This window comes from Actinoalloteichus caeruleus DSM 43889, from assembly GCF_000429185.2.
Lineage (GTDB): Bacteria > Actinomycetota > Actinomycetes > Mycobacteriales > Pseudonocardiaceae > Actinoalloteichus_B > Actinoalloteichus_B caeruleus.
The window spans coordinates 594,172-614,163 of sequence record NZ_AUBJ02000001.1 but is presented as its reverse complement, the minus strand read 5'-3'; the positions used below and the strand labels follow the sequence as shown (position 1 = coordinate 614,163).

Sequence of the window (19,992 nt, the reverse complement as noted above, 5' to 3'; positions counted from 1 at the left end):
GCCGCCGACCCCGGGTGCGCCCGGTCAGCGACCGCCTCCCGCGCGGGCCGCCTCGGCGTGTTCGGTGAGGAACGCGGCCAGGCGGTCCAGCCCGTCCTCGATCCGCTCGGGGGTCAGCAGGCTCACCGACAGCCGCAGGTGCGGCAACGGCCTGCCGTCCCCGTAGAAGTGGTGCATCGGCGTCCACAGCACGCGGTGTTCGCGCGCGGACCGCTCCAGCAGGGCGTCGTCCACCGGGAACGGCACGGTCACGACGATGAAGAAGCCCCCGCTGGGCCGGTTCCAGCTCACCCCCAGCTCCGCCGCCCGGGGAAGCCGGGCGGCGAGACCGTCGAGCACCAGGTCCCGGTTGCGGCGGTACACCTCGATCTCCCGGGTGTTGGCCTTCACGAGGCTGAGGCCGTGGTCGAGGAGCAGTCCGCCGATCACCGCCTGGGCGACCGGCGGGGTGTTGACGGTGACCATGCTCTTGAGCCTGGACAGCTGGTCGGCCAACGGGACGGTGCGCCCGCCGCCGACGTCGACCGGCTGGTCGGCGACGGCGTAGCCCACGCGGGCGCCGGGGAACCCGGTCTTGGCGTAGGAACCCAACGAGATCACCCGGTTTCCGCCGAGCGCCCGCAGCGTGGGCGGTCGTTCGTCTGCCGACCCGAACAGGCGGTAGGGGTTGTCCTCCAGGACCAGCAGGTCCTCCCGTTCGGCGGTGCGGATCAGTTCCCGCCGCGTCGCGAGGTCCAGGCAGGCCCCGGACGGGTTCGCGAAGTCGGGGACCACGTAGAGGCCGCGCGGCCGCAGCCCCTCCCGGCGCGCCCGCCGGACCACCGCCACCAGGTCGTCGAGATCGACCCCGGCCTCGCCGTCCCGCACCGGCAGCACCGGCATCTCCACCAGCCTCGCCGCGCCCGTGATGCCCACGTACACCGGTGACACGGCCAGCAGCACGTCCCGGTGGTCGGCGCGTAGTGCGCGCAGGGCGAGCAGCATCGCCTCCTGGGCCCCGACGGTGACCACCACCGCCTCCGGGTCGACGCGCACCCCCTCGTCCTCGGCGAGGTTGCGGGCGATCAACTCGTGGATGACGCCCTTGGTGCGGCCGTACTGGAACAGCGTCCGGCGGGCGCCCGCGTCGTCCATCCCCCGGTCCTCGACGAGGTACCGGTGGAAGGTGCGCAGGTGGTGGTGCAGGTCGTCGACGTCGAAGAACTCCTCGTAGGGCCGACCGGGGGCGAAGGACACGGCCTCCGGGTACCGGTTGGCGACCTCGTTGAGGAACTCCATGGCGGCCAGCACCGGGTCGGCCAGCGAACCGTGCAGGTCCGCCAGGCGCAGCGGTTCCATCAGCATCCCCTTCCGGGGGCGGGCGCGGGGGGAGGGCGGCGGGGTGCTCAGCGCGGTTGCCTGCTCAGTTCGGCCTCGACGGCCGCGTACAGGGCCTTGATGTTGCCGGAACCGAACGTCCGCGCGCCCGCCCGTTCGATCACCTCCATGAAGAAGGTGCCCCGCGGGTGGGTGGACCGGGTGAAGATCTGGTACAGCTTCCCGCCCTGGTCCTCGTCGACGAGGATGTGCAGTTCACCGAGTTCGGCCACCGGGTACCTGGTCAGTGCGATGCGGTCGGTCAACGCCTCGTAGTAGGCGGCCGGTGTGGTGAGGAACTCGACACCCCGGTCGCGGAGCTGGCGGATCGAGTCGGTGATGTGGTCGGTGACGAAGGCGATGTGCTGCACGCCCGAACCGCCGTGCCGTTTGAGGAAGTCGTCGATCTGCCCGGGGTTCCGGGAGGTGTCGGGTTCGATGATGGTGAGGGTCACCGCGTTGGAGGTGCTCTGCACCACCTGGGAGTTCATCGACTGCGCGCCGACGACGATCTGCTCCTCGAAGGTCATGCGGAAGTCCAGGACGTCCTCGTAGAACCGGACGGTCGCGGCCAGCTGCCCGGGTTCGACGCACACCGCGAAGTGGTCCAGCGCGTACACCCCCGTCTCGGCGGGTGCCGGGTCCGCGCCGCCCGCCGCGGCCGCGGCGCTCCCTCGTGGCACGAAGGTGTGCGTGACGTCGCCGAAACCCATGATGGTGGCGACGACGCGGCCGCCGTCCTCGCTGGGGGCGGACACCGGCCGAGCTCCCCGGCGGACCGCCTCGTCGTAGGCGGCGCGGACGTCACGGACCCCGAGCGCGATGTCGGCGACCCCGTCGCCGTGGGCCCTGACGTAGGCGGCGGCCGGGTGGTCCTCGGTGACGGCCTCGGTGAAGACGAGGCTGATGTCACCGCCGCCGCCGACCACCACCGACCGGGCGGAGGTGTCCTCGGACGCGTCGAGCACCGCCAACCCGTACCGGTCGACGAGTTCCGCGGCGGCCTGGTGCGCGTCGCCGACATGGAACACCACGTGGTCGAGGGACATGTCCTCGAAGGCGCCTTCTCGTTCTGTCGCCATTGCCATCCTCCAGCGGGAGACCCGTGCGTGTGCGTCCGCTTTTTGTATCCCTCTCCCTTATCGATCGGTTTTCCCCGGAGAACGGATCCGATAAGGATCCGATAAACACCGTTCCTAGCCTGAGGCGACTATGGCGGAACTCAGGCGGCACTGGGAACGGGGTGCCCGGGTCGATCACGACCCGGGCCGGTGGTGGCGGCGGGTCGCGACGGCCCTGGCCGAGAACGGCGACCGGGTGGCCGCGGTGCGCGGGGACCGCCAGCTGTCCTACTCCGACCTGGGGTCCCGGTCGGCCGCGCTGGCCCGCCGGCTGCGGGCGCTCGGGGTGGGGCCGGAACGGCCCGTTGCCGTGCTGGCCGAGGACGGGCTCGACGTGCTGGTCTCCTGCCTGGCGGTGGTCCGGGCCGGCGGGGTGTACCTGCCCCTCGACCCGAGGTGGCCCTCGGGTCGGCGGGCGGCGGTGGTCGCCGACGCGCGTCCGGTCGTGACCCTGACATCCGCCTCCTCCCCCGGGGTCGACGGGCCCGTGCTCCGGGTCGACGAGGCCCTCGACGGCGGGAGCGGAGCCGAGCGGATCGGCGACGGCGACGGCGACGGGGGGCCGTGGCCGGACCCCCACCCGGCGCTGGCCGCCTACCTCATGTACACGTCGGGGTCGACCGGCCGGCCCAAGGGAGTGCTGGTCCCGCACGGAGCGCTGGCCAACCGCATGGCGTGGTGGCAGGAGGCGTACCCGCTGGGGCCCCGGGACGTGCTGCTGGCCACGGCCTCCCCCGGGTTCGACATCGCGGTGTGGGAGTTGCTGGCCGGGCTCGTGGCCGGGGCGAGGCTGGTGGTCGCCGAACACCGGGTGCACGGCATCGTCCCCTACCTGCCGGAGCTGATGAGGGCCCACCAGGTCACGGTCGCGCACCTGGTGCCCTCGGTGTTGGACGAACTGCTCTCCGGGGCGGACGAGCACGCGACGCGGGGGCTGCGCCTGGCGGTGTGCGGCGGTGAGCGCGTCCCCCCGTCGCTGCGCGACCGGCTGTTGGACCGGTCGGGCACCGTCCTCGTCCACGCCTACGGTCCGACGGAGACCACGATCACCGTGCTGCACGACGAGGCCAGCCCGGCCGACGGCGCGTCCCGGATGCCGTTGGGCCGGCCCATGCACAACTGCTCGGTGGCCGTCGTGGACCCCGAGGGCCGGCGGGTGCCGGCCGGCGTGCCCGGGGAGCTGGTGGTGGCCGGTGCTCCGCTGGCCAGGGGGTACCTGGGCGGTCCGGCGGAGACCGCGGCCCGGTTCCTGCCCGACTGGCTCGGTCTGGACCCGGCCGGCGGCGGGCGGGTGTACCGCACCGGGGACCGCGTCCGGTGGTTGGACGACGGCAGGATCGAGTTCCTCGGACGGGTGGACGCGGAGTTCAAGGTGCGCGGCCACCGGGTGGACCCGGCCGAGGTCGAGTCGCTGCTGCACCAGCATCCCTCGGTGTCCCGGGCGGCGGTCCGACTGGTCGGTGGACCCACCGGTGACCGTGTCGTCGCCTACCTCCAGGGCGGCGCCGAACCCGCCGCGCTGCGCGCGCACCTGGCCGACCGGCTCCCGGAGGCGGTCATCCCCACCCGATGGGTGAGCGTGGACCGCTTCCCCCTCACCGCCAACGGGAAGATCGACTACGCGGCGTTGCCCGAGGCCCCGGCCAGCGGCGGGGTCCCCGACGTCGGCGGCTGCGACGCGAACGGCGCGGCGGCGACCGGGCTGGAACGCGACCTGGCCGGTGTGTGGGCCGACCTGCTCGACCTGCCCCGGGTCGGGGTCTCCGACGACTTCCTCGCCCTGGGCGGGGACTCGTTGACCGCCACCAGGATCGTGGCGGCCGTGTGGCGCCGGTACGGGGTGCGGCTGTCGATGGCCGACGTGCTGCGCGCCCGCACCGTCGCCGCGCTGGCCCGCCGGGTCGAGGAGGCGAGAACCCCCGACATCGAGGCCCGGACGGCGGACGACGGGGAGGATCCGGCGGCGTCCGTGGAGCCGACGGAGTTGCCGCTGTCCCCCGGCCAGGCGCGGATCCTGTTCGAGGAGGAGTTCCTCGGCGGCCCCGGCCTGTTCGGCGTCGCGGTGCCCACCCGGTGGCGGGGCACCGTCGACGAGGCGGCGCTGCGCTGGGCACTGGACGCGTTGACCCGCCGGCACCCCGTGCTGCGCTCCTCCCCCGCCCGCGACGACGGGCCGGCCCGGCTGCTGGTGGCCGACGCCGCGCCGGTGCCCCTCCACGTGGAGGACCTGCGCGGGCTGTCCCCCGAGCAGCGGAACGCGCGCGTGGCGGCGGCCGGCGACGAGGCGCTGGCCCAGCCGTTCGACCTGGACCGGCCCCCACTGGTGCGGGCGCGGCTGCTGCGGCTGGGCGACGACGACCTCGTCTTCCTGCTCGTGCTGCACCACCTGGTCATCGACCGGTGGTCCATGCGCCTGGTCGCCGAGGAGCTGCGGGAGCTGTACGCCTCGGCCGTCGAGGACCGCGCTCCGCGCCTCGACCCGCCGACGAACCCGGCGCTGGTGACACCGGGGGTCGACTCCGCCCGCGCGGAACGGGATCTGGGGTTCTGGCGGGACCGCCTCGACGGGGCGACCCTCGACGTCGACCTCACGGTCGGACCCCGGCACCGGGTGGACGGCGGGCACCGGGCCGGCCGCGCGATCCGGGTGCTCCCGCCCGACCGGGCCGAGGCGCTGCGCGCGCTGTGCTCCGCGCGCGGGGTGACGCCGTTCATGGTGCTGCTGGCGGCGTTCCAGGTGCTGGTCCACCGCTTCTCCGGGGCCGATGACGTGGTCGTCGCCGCTCCGGTGGCCGATCGGGGACAGCCTGGCGCCGACACCGCGGTGACCATGCTGGTCAACACGCTGCCGCTGCGGGCCGACCTGCGCGGCGACCCGCGCTTCACCGAGGTGCTGGACCAGTGCCGGGAGGCGGTGCCGGCCGCCCACGAACACCAGGCGGTGCCCGTCGAACGGCTGGCCGGCCTGCTCGGTCGCCGCCGGGACAGCGGGCACCACCCGTTGATGCGGTACATGGTGGTGTGGGAGGACTCCCTCGGCGTGCCCGTGGCACTGCCCGGGGTGGCGGCGGAGGCGCTGCGCCCACCGTCGCGCACCACCGCCTTCGACCTCACCCTGATCGCCAGGGCCGTGCCCGACGGCGTCGACCTGGAGCTGGAGTTCAACCACGACGTGCTGGACGCGCCGGCCGCCGAGATCCTCGCCGACGGCCTCACCGCCCTGCTCGGTGACGTCCTCGCCGACCCCGGTGTTCGGGTGGGCCGGCTCCGGTTGACCGACACCCCCGTCCCGCCGGGGATAGCCGGCCCCGTCGAACCGCCGGCGGAGGGGGTGGTGGGGCTCGTCCGAGCGGCGGCCGCCCGCGCCCCCGGCGCACCCGCTGTGCTCGACGGTGCCCGGACGGTCGACTTCGCCGGCCTCGTCCGGCACGCCGACGCCGTCGCGGCCCGGCTCGTCGCGTCGGGGGCCACCCGGGGTGACGTGGTCGGCGTGTGCCTGCCCCGGTCTGCGGACCTGGTGGCCGTGCTCCTCGGCGTGCTGGTCGCGCGGTGCGCGTTCCTGCCGCTGTCGCCGGAGGACCCCGACGACCGCGTCACCGGTCAGCTCAGGACGAGCGGTGCCCGCCTGCTCGTCACCGCCGACGTCGACCGGTTCGCCCGAGCCGACGTCGCCGTGCTCCACCCTGGCGACATCCCGGTCGCGGAGGAGGGCGCGCCGCGGCACCCGGGGCGACCGGAACCCGCACCGGGTGATCCCGCGTACGTCCTGTTCACCTCGGGGTCGACCGGTGAGCCCAAGGGGGTGGTGGTCGAACACGGCGCCCTCGCCGACCACGTCCGGTGGGCGGTGCGGGAGTACGGCCTTTCCCCCGCCGATCGGGCGCTCCAGTTCTGCGCGGTCACCTTCGACGTGCTGGTCGAGGAGGTGTTCCCGACGTTGGTGGCCGGCGCGACCGTGGTGCTGCGGGACGACGAGTCGGTCACCTCGGTGCGAGCGCTGCTCGCCCACTGCGAGCGGACCGCGACGACCGTGGCGAACCTACCCACCGGCTACTGGGAGCGCCTGGTGGACGCCCTGGGCGAGGAAGGGCTGGTGCTGCCGCCGGCGCTGCGGCTGGTCGCGATCGGCGGCCAGCAGGTGGGGCGGGCCGCCGTCGACCGCTGGCACCGGCTGGTGCGCGACGTCCGGTTGGTCAACGCCTACGGCCCCACCGAGGTCACGGTCGGCGCCACCGCCGCCGAGCTGGCCGAGGCCGGCGGGGTCCCCATCGGAGCGCCCACGTCGAACACCCGGGCCTACCTGCTGGACCGCTACCTGGCGCCCGTGCCCGACGGGGTGGTCGCCGAGCTGTACCTGGCGGGCACCGGCCTGGCGCGGGGGTACGTCGGCCGCCCGGGGCTGACCGCCGAGCGGTTCCTCCCCGACCCCTTCACCGGGGACGGGCGGCGGATGTACCGCACCGGGGACCTGGCCCGGGTGGAGGCCGGGGTGCTGCACTTCGTCAGCCGCGCCGACAGGCAGGTCAAACTGCGCGGTTACCGCGTCGAGCTGGACGAGGTGGAGACGGCGCTGGCGGCCCACCCCGGGGTGGCGGAGGCGGCCGTCGTCGTCCGGGGCGATGTCCTCGCCGCGCACGTCGCCGCCTCGTCCACGGTGGACTCGGACGCGGTCCGCGCGCACCTGGCCGGCCGGTTGCCCCCCTTCATGGTGCCCTCGGTGATCCGGGTGCACGACTCGCCGCTGCCGAGGACGGCCGCCGGGAAGGTGGACCGGGCGGCGCTGGCGGTTCCCGCCGGGACCGAGCCCGGCGCCGGTTCCCGGGAACCGAGGACCGACCGGGAGCGCGCGGTGGCCGCGCTGTGGGCGGAGCTGCTGGGAGTGCCCCGGGTCGGGCTGGCCGACAACTTCTTCGCCCTGGGCGGGCATTCGCTGCTGGCGATGGACCTGGTGCGCCGCATGCACGCGCTGGGCTACCCGGGGCTGCGGATGCCGGACCTGTTCGACAACCCGACCATCGAGTCACTGGCGCCGTGGGCGGACGAGCGCACCCCGGGAGGAGCCGGCCCGGTGCCCGCCGCCCCGGTGAGCTCGGCTCCGCTGTCGTGGACACAGCTGGGGATCTGGGCGCAGGCCACCACGACCGGCGAGGGCACCTTCCACCTGCCCGTGGTGCTGCGGCTGGCGGGACCGCTGTCGGTTCCGGCGCTGACGGCGGCGACCTCGGCGTTGGCCACCCGCCACGACCTGCTGCGCAGCCTGCTCGCCGAGGGTGAGGACGGCCCGGTCTGGCGGGCCACCGACTGCGGCCCGCCGCTGGCCCTGTCCGAGGCGACCGGCGCCGAACTCGACCGACGGGTGGACGAGTTGGTCGCCGAACCCTTCGACCTCGCCTCCGCACCCCCGGTCCACTGGACCCTGCTGCGCCTGGGCCCGGAGGACCACGCGCTGGTCGTCGTGCTGCACCACGTCGCCGGGGACGGCTGGTCGGCGCGGCTCCTGGTCCGCGAACTGGCCGAGTCCTACACGGCCGAGGTCGAACACCGGGCGGTGTCGCTGGCCCCGGCACCGAGCTTCCTGGCGTGGGCGGCGGCCGACCGGGACGCGCCCCCGGACGCGGAGGAGCTGGCGTTCTGGTCCGACACCCTGCGCGGGGCGCCGGAACGGCTCGACCTCCCCACCGACCGGGGGCGGCCGGCCACCCTCGGACCCGACCGGACCATCGCCCGGGTGAGCCTGCCGCCCCGCGCCGCCCACGCCCTCGCCGAGGTGGGCAGGCACGCGAACGCCACCCCGTTCGTCACGCTGCTGGCGGGGGTGCGGGTCTGGTTGTCGCGGATCTGCGGACAACGTGACGTCGTCGTCGGTGCGCCGGTGGCCGACCGGGGCGACGACACCCGGGCCGCCCTGGTCGGTCCCCTGGTCAACGTGCTGCCGATCCGGGCGGACGTCGACCCGGCGGAGCCGTTCGCGCTCCAGGTGTCCCGGACCCGGGACGCGGCGCGCGACGCCTTCGCGCACGGCTCGGTCCCGACGCAGCGGATCGTGCGGGAGCTGTCCCGCGCCGACCGGGGCCTGACCCAGGTCGTGTTCGACGTGGACGACGAGGCCGTTCCGGAGACGGCGGCGTTCGGCGGGGCCACGGCGACGACGGTGCCCCGAACACCCCTGCTGGGGGCCTTCGACCTGGAGATCACCGCGCGCGTCACCCCGGGTGCGGTGGACATCGAGATCCGCGCGGCGGCCGACCTGGTGGGCCAGGCCGGGGTGGACGGGTTGGCCGCCACCCTGGCGCGGCTGCTCGCCAACGCGGCCGAGGCCCCGGGGAGGCCGGTGGCCGCGTTGGACCTGGTGGACGACCGGGAACGACGGCGGCTGCTGGCCGCACCGAACCAGCGGACCCTGCCGGACCGGCCCACCGAGGTGCTCGGCCTGGTCGAACGGTGGGTGGCGGCCACACCGGACGCGACGGCGGTGACCACGTCGACCCGTTCCCTCACCTACCGCGAACTCGACGCCCTCGCGGACGGCGTCGCCGCCTGGCTGCGCGGCCGGGGGATCCCGGTGGAGGGGCCGGTGGCGACCAGGATCGGGCGCCGGGCGGAACTGCCGGCCGTGGTGCTGGGCATCTGGAGGGCGGGCGGCGTCCACGTCCCCCTGGACCCGGAGCAACCGGTCGAGCGGCACCGGGCGATCCTCGCCGACTGCGGCGCGCACGCCGTGATCAGCGACGGCGCCGGGGACTGCGCCGGCGAGGGCCTGCCGACGTTGCGCGTCGAGGACCTGCGCCCGGGCGAAGCCGTGCCGGTCCGGCCGCCGGAACCCGACCAGCTGGCCTACGTCACCTACACCTCCGGGTCCACCGGGGCACCCAAGGGCGTGCAGTGCACGCAACGCGGGCTGGCCAACCAGCTGCTGTGGTCCCGGCTGGCCTACCCGACGCGGCCCGGGGAGGCCGTGGCCCAGGTCGCGGCCGTCGGGTTCGACATCTCCCTGTGGGAGATGTTCCACCCCCTGGCCAACGGTGGTCGGCTGGTGGTGCTCGACCAGGACCGCCACGGGGACGTCGGCGCCATCGCCGACCTGGTGGCCGCCGAACGGGTCGTGGTGCTGCACCTGGTACCCACCCTGCTCGAGCACTACCTGCGGGAACCCGTCGCGCCGTCCCTGCGGCACGTGCTGTGCGGCGGGGAACGCCTCTCCCCGAGCCTGCCAGCCCGGTTCGCCGAGCGGACCTCGGCGGTCCTGCACCACACCTACGGGCCCACCGAGGCCTCGATCATCGCCACCCACTGGCGGGGCCCCGGCGATCCGCCCCCCGACCGGGTCCCGTTGGGGGAGGCCCTGCCGAACGCCCGGGTGTACGTCCTCGACCCGGAGGGCCAGCCGGTGCCGGTGGGTGTCGTCGGCGAGCTGGTCATCGGCGGTGCGGTCCTCGCCCGGGGCTACCTGGGCGGCCCGGGGGCGACGGCGGACCGCTTCGTCCCCGACCCGCACGCCGGCGTTCCCGGCGCCCGCGCCTACCGCACGGGCGACCTGGCCCGCCACCACCCCGACGGGGGCCTGGAGTTCGTCGGCCGGGTCGACCGCCAGGTGAAGATCGCCGGTGTCCGCGTCGAACCCCACGAGGTGGAGGTGGCGCTCACCGCCGATCCCCGGGTCGTGGACTGCGCTGTCCTGCCCCACGCCGACCCCGGGGGCGTCACCGCCCTGGTCGGATACCTGGTGCCCGCCGACCCGACCGCGGATCCCGAGCGGCTGTGCGCCGAGGTGCGGCGGCGGCTGCGGGACCGGCTGCCCCGGGCGATGGTGCCCGCGCACCTGGTGGTGCTCGGGGAACTCCCGGTCGGAGCCACCGGGAAGCTCGACGTCGCAGCCCTGCCCGACCCGGCGTCCACCACCGCGTCCACCACGGCCGTGGTGGACGGGGCGGAGACCGCGCCCGAACGGGACCTCGCGGCCATCTGGGCGCGGGTCCTGCCCGGGACCGCCGAGGCGGTGATCAGCCGGGACGCCAACTTCTTCGACCTCGGCGGGGACTCGGTGAGCGCGATCCGGGTGGTGGCCCGGGCCCGCGCCGCCGGCTGGCGGGTGGACCTGTCCCAGGTGTTGCGGACGGCGTCACTGGCCGAGCTGGCCGCCAGCGCCGTGCCGCTGCCATCCGCCGCCACCGCCGCCGTCCCGGCGGCACCGCCGCCCGGGGCTGGCCGGTTGTGGCTGACCCCGGCCCAACGCCGGTTCCTCGCCGGCCTCCCCCGCCACACCGGGCACCTCAACCAGGCGGTGCTGGCGGAACCGGCCGAGCCGGTCGACCCGGCGCTGCTGCTGGCGGCGTTGCGGGCCGTCGCGGCCCACCACGACGCGTTCCGGCTGCGCGCGGTGTGGGCGGAGGGACGCTGGCAGGACCACGGCGTGCTCGCCCCACCCTCCGACGAACTGGCGCTGGTGGTGCGGGCCGACGTCCCGATCGGACCGCGCACCATCACGGAACTGGCCGGCCCGGTGCACACGGCGATGAACGTCGAGGACGGCCCCACCCTGGCCGCCCTCGTCGGTGAGGGCGTGGACGGCCGACAGGCCGTCCTGCTGGTGGCCCACCACCTGGCGGTGGACCACGCCTCCTGGGAGACCGTGCTCTCCGACCTGGACACCGCCTACCGGCAGGTGGCCCGAGGCGAACCGGTCACCCTGCCCACGCCGCCGACGTCGTTCGAGGACCTCGCCCGCCTGCGCCCCGCCCTCGTCACCAGCGTGGACACCCCCGCCCAACGCGAGCACTGGCGCCGGACCCTGGCCGACCTGCCCGGCCTGCCCGGCCTGCCCTCCGCACCGGGACAGGGCGCCGAGGAAGCCAGCGGCACCCCGCTGCGGGTCGCCCTGCCCCCGACGGCCAGCGGGGCACTGCTCGCGGCGGCCACCCGACACCGGCTACGGGTGGACGAGATCCTGCTGGCGGCCCTGGCGCGTGTCGTCGCCCGGTGGACCGGGGAACCCCGGGTGGCGGTGCTCCGCGAGACGCACGGACGGTCCGGGCCACCGGGCTGGCCCGACCTGACCGGGACGGTCGGGTGGCTCACCAGCGTGCACCCGGTGGCCTTCGACGTCCACACCGACGACCCCCTGGAGACGCTGCGCCACGTGCGCGAGACGCTGGCCGGCGTCCCGGACGAGGGCGTCGGCTACGGACTCCTGCGCGCCGGCGCCGAACCCGAACCGGAGCTGGTCGTCAACCACCTCGGTTCCACGACCGGACCGCGCGGCGCGGGGCTGTTCACCAGGGCGGAACGGCAGACCGTCGGGGACGACGCCGCCCCAGAGCACGCCGTGCCCCCCGGCCTGGAGCTGGTGTCCGGCCTGGACGACCGCGGTCTGTGGACCGAGTGGTTCCACGACCCGGGCCGGTTCACGCCGGCGACGGTCCGGTCGCTGGCGGAGGAGCTGCTGGCGGCGCTGCTCGACCTGGTGTCGGCGCTGGACGGACCGGTCGGCGTCGCCGCCGTCCCCGCCGACTTCCCGGCCGTCGCCCTGCCGGTCGAGGACCTGCGCGCCGTCCTGACCACCCGCCCCGGAACCCGGGCGCTCCTGCCACTGGCACCGGCGCAGCAGGGCATGTTGGCCTGGCACCTGGCCCGGCCCGGGTCAACCGCCTACCACACGCAGCTCCTGTTCGCGGTGGACGGCGACGTCGACCAGGCCGTGCTGCGGGCTGCCTGGCAACGGGTGGTCGACCACACCGACGTGTTCCGCGCGGCGTTCGCCAGCGCGGGCCTGGACGAACCCGTGCAGGTCATCGGGCCCCCGCCGCCCGTGGACTGGCGTCTCCACGCCCTACCGGGAGCCGGGCCGGGCACCGTGCTGGACGCCGACCGGGCCGAACCCTTCGACCTGTCCACGCCCGGCCAGCAGCGCTGGCACTGGATCGACGGGGGCCGCGCCGGCCGCTGGCTGCTGTGGAGCCACCACCACATCCTGCTCGACGGGTGGAGCCTGCCGTTGGTGCTCGCCGACGTCGCCTCCGCCTACGAGGCCGAGGCGAACGGCCGTGCCTGGGCACCGCCCGCCCGACCCGGCTACGACGCCTACCTCGGGTGGCTGGCCACCCGGGACGAGGAGGCCGGGGCCCGCTTCTGGCGGGAGGCGCTGGCCGGCGCCCAACCCACCAGGATCGGGCGTGCCGGCGCCCAGGGCGCGGGAACGGCGACCCTGGTCACCGCCGAGATGTCCCGGGAGGCGACCCGGTCCCTGACCCGGGTGGCGGAACGCGGCCGGGCCACCCTGCACTCGGTGGTGCTGGCCGCGTGGTCGCTGCTGTTGGGACAGCGCTGCGCGAGCCGGGACCTGCTGTTCGGGGTCGTGATGTCCCTGCGGCCCGACGAGATCCCCCGGTCGGAACGGCTCGTCGGGCTGTGCCTGAACACGCTGCCCCTGCGGGTGCGGTTCGCGGAGGACGCCGAGCTGCCCGCGCTGTTCCGCCAGGTCCAGCGGAACCTGGTCGAGACCTACGAGCACGCCGCGCACCCGCTCGGCCGCATCCGCACCTGGGCGGGCGCCGGTGACGCGCTGTTCGACTCGATCGTGGTGTTCGAGAACTACCCGGGCGACCGCACCGGGCAGCCCCTCGGCGGGCACGGGGCGCTGCGGGTCGTCCGCGCCGTGGAGAGCACCGAGTTCGCCGTGTCCCTGACCGTCCTGCCGGGAGACCGGCTGACCTTCGAACTGACCTACCAGCCCCACGCGCTGACCCCGGCCGAGGCGACCGGACTGGTCCGCCACCTGGCCCGCCTGCTGGAGCGGATCGCCCGCGGCGGCGACCCTGACGGAGGAGAGAACCCGTGACCCTGCGCGTGAGCGACCTGTTCGCCGACGACGCCGACGACACCGCAGCGAGAGTGGCCGAGTGGAACGACACGGTCCGCGCCTTCCCCACCGAGGTGGGCATCCACGAGCTCGTGCGGCAGCGGGCGGCCGAACACGGTGCGCGGCCCGCCGTCACCTTCGAGGGCCGCACGGTCACCTACGCCGAACTGGACGCGGCGGCCGGCGGGGTGGCGGCGCGGCTGGCCGGGCTGGGGGTGCGTCCCGGCGACGTGGTGGCCATCGCCCTGCCCCCCTCGCACGAGCGGATCACCGCCGTCCTCGGCGTGCTGTACTCGGGTGCCGCCTACCTCCCGCTGGACCCGGAGCTTCCCGCCCAGCGCCTGGGGTTCCTGCTCGGCGACGCCGGCGCGGCCGCTCTCGTCACCGACACCACCGACCGCCTCGACGGGCTGGGCTACGGGGGGCCGACCCTGGTGTGCTCGGACGGCTGGTCCGGTGAGGGCGGCGGCGCCCAGGTCGACTTCCCCGGCGCCGACCTGCTCGCCTACGTCATCTACACGTCCGGGTCCACCGGCCGGCCCAAGGGCGTCGCGGTGAACCACCGCGGCCTGGTCAACCGCCTGTTGTGGATGCGCGACCGGTACGACGTCGGACCCGACGACGTCGTCCTGCACAAGACCTCGTTCAGCTTCGACGTCTCGGTGTGGGAGCAGTTGTTGCCGCTGATCAGCGGCGCACGACTGGTCATCACTCCCGAGCCGGCGCGGCGGGACGCCACGGCGATGGTGCGCCTGGTCCGGGACGAGGCCGTGACCATGCTGCACTTCGTGCCGTCGCTGGTGCCCGCGTTCCTCGACGTGGCCGACGTCGAGCGGGCCGGGTCGCTCCGGGTGGCGATCTCCAGCGGCGAGGCCCTGCCCAAACCGGTCGCCGCCGAGTTCACCCGGCGGCTCCCGCACTGCGCCCTGCACAACCTCTACGGCCCCACCGAGGCCACCATCGACGTCACCCACTGGCCGGTGCGGGCCGACGACGACCGGCCGTTCGTGCCCATCGGCACCCCGGTCGACAACACCCGCGTCCACGTCCTCGACGAGGACCTGAACCCGCTGCCGGTGGGCGCGGAGGGCGAGCTGTGCATCGGCGGGCAGGCGGTGGCGGTCGGCTACCTCGGCCGGCCGGGTCTCACCGCCGAGCGGTTCGTGCCCGACCCCTTCGGGGGTCCCGGTGACCGCCTCTACCGCACCGGGGACCGGGCCCGGTTCGGACCGGACGGCGTCGTGGAGTACCTGGGCCGCCGGGACGGCCAGGTGAAGCTGCGCGGCTACCGCATCGAGCTGGGTGAGATCGAGGCGGCCCTGCTGGAGTCCGACCTGGTTCGGCAGGCCGCCGTGGTGCTGCGCGGCGGGGAGGCCTCCCGCCGGCTGGTCGCCTTCGTCTCCGGTCACCCCGACGCGGGAGGCGGACCGGCGCGGGCGTCGGCGCGGGTGCTGGCGGGGCTGACCGCCGCGCTGCCCGCCTACCAGGTCCCCGGGGAGCTGGTGTGGTTGGACGCCCTGCCGCTGACGAACTCCGGCAAGGTCGACCGGGCCGCCCTGCCCGAGACGACCGCCGGGCAGCGGACCTCGGCCCCGCCCGAGACGCCCACCGAGCGGGCCATCGCCAGCCTGTGGGCCGAACTGGTCGGTGGCGGGGAACCCGGTGTCGACGACGACTTCTTCCGCTCGGGCGGGGACTCGGTCTCCAGCATGCGGCTGGCCGCCCGCGCCCAACGGCAGGGCATCGGGTTGGAGGTCGCGCACATCTTCGCCGACCGCACCGTCCGCGCGATGGCCGCCTCGGCGGACCGGGCCTCGGACGCCCCCGCCGTCGAGCAGCCCATGGCCGAACCCGGTGAGGACGCGCTGTTCGCCGGGATCGACCAGGACCAGCTGGACGCGGTGCGCTCCCGGCCCGGTGTCGTCGACGTCTACCCGCTGGCCCCCATGCAGGCGGGCATGTTGTTCCGGGGCCTGTACTGGCCGGACTCCGACGCCTACTTCAACCAGAACGTGCTGGAACTGGTCGGCGAGGTCGACGAGGACGCGCTGCGGGAGGCCTGGCGGCGGGTCGCCGACCGCTACGAGATCCTGCGCACCGGGTTCGTCTGGGAGGAGCTGACCGAACCCCTCCAGTACGTGCGCTCCGATGTGGAACCGCCGTGGACGGTGCTCGACTGGACCACCCACGCCCCGGAGGAACACGCCGGCCTGTTGGAGCGCCTGCTGGTCAACGACCGGGAGACGGGCCTGGGCCTGGACACCTGCCCGCTGTACCGGCTCACCCTGGTCCGGCGCGGCACCGGCAGCCACTACCTGCTGTGGAGCCACCACCACATCCTGCTCGACGGCTGGTGCCTGTCGCTGATCTGGGGCGACATGTTCCGGATCTACGAGGAGCTGGCGCACGGCCGCGAACCCCAGCTCAGTCCATGCCGCCCCTACCGCGACTACGTCGGCTGGATCCGGGCCAAGACGGCCCGGGGCGACGGCGCGGAACGCTTCTGGCGGGAGTACCTGGCCGACCTGGCCCCCACCCCGTTCTCCGAGGCCCCCGCCGACCAGGAGGGCCTGTTCCACACCGTCGTCCACGAGTTCAGCGAGTCACTGACCGCGCTGGTGGCCGAGGCCTCCCGCGACTACGGCGTCACGTCGAACGCGATCACCCAGGCCGCGTGGAGCATGCTGCTGGCGTTGCGGAGCGGGGCGGAGGACGTGGTGCACGGCCTCACCATCGCCGGCCGGCCACCCGAACTGGCCGGGTCCGAGCACATGGTCGGGTTGTTCATCAACACGATCCCGCTGCGCATCCGGCTCGACCCGGACCGGACCGTCACCGAGCTGCTGTCCGCCATCCACGGCGACCTGGCCACCACCGCCGCCCAGGGCCACGTGCCGCTCGCCCAGATCAAGTCCTGGGCCGGGGGGACCAAGCTGTCGGGCGGGCACGTGTTCGACAGCCTGGTGGCCTTCGAGAACTACCCCGAGGACAACCTCCCCGGTGACGACGAGCTGAGCATCCAGGTCATCGACCTGCACGCCCAGGAGAAGACCGAGTACCCCATCGGCCTGATCGTGCTCCCCCTGGAGAAGCTCGCCTTCCACTTCAACTACGACACCACCCACTTCACCTCGGCCGAGGTGGACCGGCTGATCGCCACCTTCCAGCTGCTCATGGAGCAGCTGTGCCGCCGCCCCGACGCGCGGCTGCGGGAACTCGACGTGCTGCCCGAGGCCGACCGCGCCCTCGTCGCGAGCTGGAACGCCACCCCCACCGCCACCTCGGGGCGGCCCGGGGCCACGTCCCTGCTCGACCTGGTCGTCCCGCACCGGGAGACCACTCCGGACGCACCGGCCGTCGTGACCGACGGCGCGGTCCTCACCCACGCCGAGCTGGGTGCCCGCACCACCGCCCTCGCCGACCGGATCGCGGCGGCCGGCGTGGAACGCGGGCAGCTCGTCGGTGTCTGCCTGGGGCGGTCGACGGCCTTCGTCACCGCGCTGCTGGCACTGCGCCAGCACGGCGCGGTGCCGGTGCTGCTCGACCCCGACCACCCGGCGGCCCGGCGCCGGACCATCGCCGCCGACGCGGGCCTGGCGGCGGTCCTGACCGACCTGGACCCGGCCGGGTTCGCCGCGTGGCCCGTCGTCCACCCCGACGGCACCCTCACCGAGGCGAGCGAGGAACCCCCGTCCCCGCCCCGGGCGACCGACCCGGACCGGGACGCCGCCGTCGTCTACACCTCCGGCTCCACCGGCACCCCCAAGGGAGTCCTGGTGCCCCAGGCCGGCCTGGTGAACCGGGTGCTCTGGTCGGGCACGGCCTTCCCCACCGAGGAGCCGCCCCGGGTGCTGGCCACCGCAGGAACGGCCTTCGACATCGCGCTGTGGGAGGTGTTCTTCCCGCTGGCCCACGGTGGAACCGTGGTGGTCGCCCCGCCCGAGGCCGTGTTGGACACCGACCGGCTCGCGGAACTGGTCGTCGCCGAACGGGTGTCGGTCGCGCACTTCCTCCCGACCCTGCTGGCCGCGTTCCTCGACGGCCCCAAGGCCGTCGACTGCTCCGGGCTGCGGCACGTCCTCTCCGGCGGCGAGGCCGTCACCCCCGCCCTGGTCCGCGCGTTCCACGACTCGGGGCTCGGGGCCCGGTTGCACCAGGCCTACGGGCCGACCGAGGCGTCCATCAGCGTCACCCACCACACCTGCGTCGCGGAGGACGGGCGGGGCGACCGCGTGCCGATCGGGCGCGCCATCGCCGGCACCACCGCGCACGTCGTCGACGCCCACCTGCGGGAGGTGCCGCCCGGCTGCGCCGGCGAACTGGCCATCGCTGGGATCGCCGTGGGCGCGGGGTACCTGGGCGACGAGGAGTTGACCACCCGCGCCTTCCCCGCGAACCCCTTCGGGGACGGCCGGCTCTACCGCACCGGCGACCGGGCGCGGTGGCTGCCCACCGGGGAGCTGGAGTTCCTCGGCCGGCAGGACCGCCAGGTGAAGGTGCGCGGGCACCGCGTCGAACCCGCCGAGGTCGACCGCACCGCCGAGGCGCACCCGGCCGTCCGGCAGGCCGTCACCGTCGCCCACCAGGGCACCCTGGTCATCTTCGCCGTTCCCCGAGCCGACGCCGAGGTGGACCCCGGCGAGCTGCGCCGGTGGTTGGGCCAGCGGCTGCCCGACTGGATGGTCGGTGGGATCTCCGTGCTCGACGAGCTGCCGCTGACCGCCAACGGCAAGGTCGACCAGCGTCGCCTCGCCGACCTGGCCGGTGCCGGTGCGTCGACGGCGGTGGCCGAGGCGTCCCGCCCGCCGTCCACCGAACTGGAAGTGCTCATCGCCCGCTGCTGGGAGGAGGTGCTGGGCGTCACCGGGATCGGCGCCCACGACGACTTCTTCGACCTCGGCGGACATTCCCTGCTGGTGGTGCGGCTGCTGCGGGTGCTGCGGGAGAACCTGCCCGAGGGCGTGCGCTGCGACGTCCCCCAGATCCTCAAGGCCGGCACCGTCGCCGGCCTTGCCGAACAGCTGCTGGCACCGGTGGCCGGTTCGGGGTCCCGCCACGTCCAGACCCTCAACCCCGACGCCACCGGCGGCGCGTTGTTCCTGGTGCACCCCGGGGAGGGCCTGGCCCTGCCCTACCACGGGCTGGCCCCGCTGCTGCCGGAATGGCGGCTGCACGTCATCTCCGACCCCCGGTTCGGCCAACCCGGCAACCGGTTCGCCACCCTCGCCGACATGGCCACCCGCTACGTCGAGTGGGTGCGCACCCTCGAACCCGAAGGCCCCTTCCACCTCGGCGGGTGGTCCTTCGGCGGGGTGGTCGCGTTGGAGATGGCCCGGCAGATGCGGGCCCACGGCGACGCGGTCACCGACCTGCTCCTCATCGACAGCCACAACCTGAACGCCGTCACCCCGGCCGGTGACGCGCGGGACGGCATCCGGGAGCGGTTGGCCGAGCTGGGCGTGGACGCCGACTCCCCGGAGGGCGTCGACCTCGCAGGGGAGTTGGAGCACAACGGCGACCTGGCCTCCCGGTACCCGCAACCCGCCTACCCGGACCGGGTGGCCCTACTAGTGGCCGGCGGGGAGGACCCCGCCGCGACCCGGCCGCGCGGCTGGGACCGCGCCCTGTTCCCCGGCCTGGTCGTGACCTCGGTACCCGGCCGGCACGAGTTGCTGTTCGACGACGACCACCTGCGCGGCACGGCCACGGCCATCCGCGACGCACTGGAGGGATCCCGGTGATCACACTGACGGGAGCGGCGGAACGCGCACCGGAGCGCGTCGTCGAGACCTACGCCGAGGGCAAACCGTACGACCTGTTCTACCTCCAGGTGTCCGGGCTGCGGCTGGTCGGCCGCAAGACCGAGGCCGCCTACCCCGGCCCCGACCGGGACGGGGAACCCGCCGAACGCCTCAAGGGTTGCCTGGTCCAGGCGGACATGCTGCTGGGGGTGGTGGAGCGGGAACAGGTCGCCGAGGACCACGTCGCCGTGTTCCACCGGCCGGTGGACGAGGCCGAGCGGACGGCGCTGTTCGCGGCGGCCGTGGCCGACCCGGGAGCCGAGCTGTACTACCCCTTCGCCCAGCTCGGCGACCGGGTCCGCGACGCGGCGGCCGAGTTCGACCCGGACGGCTGGGAACTCACCGAGGAGTTCGCCCGCGAACTCGACCACGCCGAGTCGGTGCTGCGCGACTCCGTGCCGGACCGGCTCGTCGAACTCGGGTTCCGGGGCGGCGTCGCCTACGACGCCGCCTGCTCGACCGGGGCGTTCCTCCAGGCCGTCCAACGACGGGTTCCCGGGACCCGCACGATCGGCCAGGACCTCAGCCCCCAGATGGCCGCCTACGCGCGGTCCCGGGTGGACGAGACCCACTGCGGCGACAGCATCAGACCGGCCGTTCCCCCGGGCACCGCCGACCTGGTGATCTGCCGCCACCTGAACGCGTTCGTCGTGGGCACGGCGCAGGCCCACGAGCTGATGGCGGCGGCGGTGAGCGCGTGCCGGGACGGCGGGCTCGTCGTCCTGCTCGGCCACACCCCGATCCTCATCAGCGCGCCGTGGTGCGAGATGTCGGGGCTGGAGGTACTCCAGCGGAGCGCGGCCACCCCGTCCGGGCACGCGCTGTTCCAGTGCTACGTGCTGCGCAAGCGGGGGTGAGG

General features: G+C 74.8%; 5 protein-coding genes. 3 read left to right on the top strand and 2 right to left on the bottom strand.

Annotated elements, in window-relative coordinates; translation table 11 throughout:
* Positions 1 to 24: 24 nt before the first annotated feature.
* Entirely contained in the window at positions 25 to 1,344 is a 1,320-nt protein-coding gene (locus G443_RS02430; RefSeq protein WP_026420606.1) for an aminotransferase-like domain-containing protein, read from the bottom strand.
* A gap of 41 nt (positions 1,345 to 1,385) precedes the next feature.
* Complete coding sequence (hppD, locus tag G443_RS02425; protein WP_026420607.1) at positions 1,386 to 2,438, bottom strand: 4-hydroxyphenylpyruvate dioxygenase; 1,053 nt, start codon at positions 2,436 to 2,438, stop codon at positions 1,386 to 1,388.
* Between the two features lie 130 nt (positions 2,439 to 2,568).
* Here hppD and G443_RS02420 point away from each other — a divergent pair, with 130 nt between their 5' ends.
* From G443_RS02420 to G443_RS02410, 3 genes are read left to right on the top strand one after another with little or no spacing between them, the layout of a single operon-like run.
* Positions 2,569 to 13,311: a non-ribosomal peptide synthetase gene (locus G443_RS02420; RefSeq protein ID WP_026420608.1), complete on the top strand. Its 10,743-nt coding sequence runs from the start codon at positions 2,569 to 2,571 to the stop codon at positions 13,309 to 13,311.
* A complete protein-coding gene (locus tag G443_RS02415; RefSeq protein ID WP_026420609.1) occupies positions 13,308 to 19,073 on the top strand; it encodes a non-ribosomal peptide synthetase in 5,766 nt (1,921 codons plus the stop codon). The genes G443_RS02420 and G443_RS02415 overlap by 4 nt, the downstream gene beginning before the upstream one ends.
* On the top strand, positions 19,070 to 19,990 hold the full coding sequence (locus G443_RS02410) for a class I SAM-dependent methyltransferase (RefSeq protein ID WP_026420610.1): 921 nt from the start codon (positions 19,070 to 19,072) through the stop codon (positions 19,988 to 19,990). Before G443_RS02415 ends, G443_RS02410 begins: the two co-directional genes overlap by 4 nt.
* Positions 19,991 to 19,992: the final 2 nt, after the last annotated feature.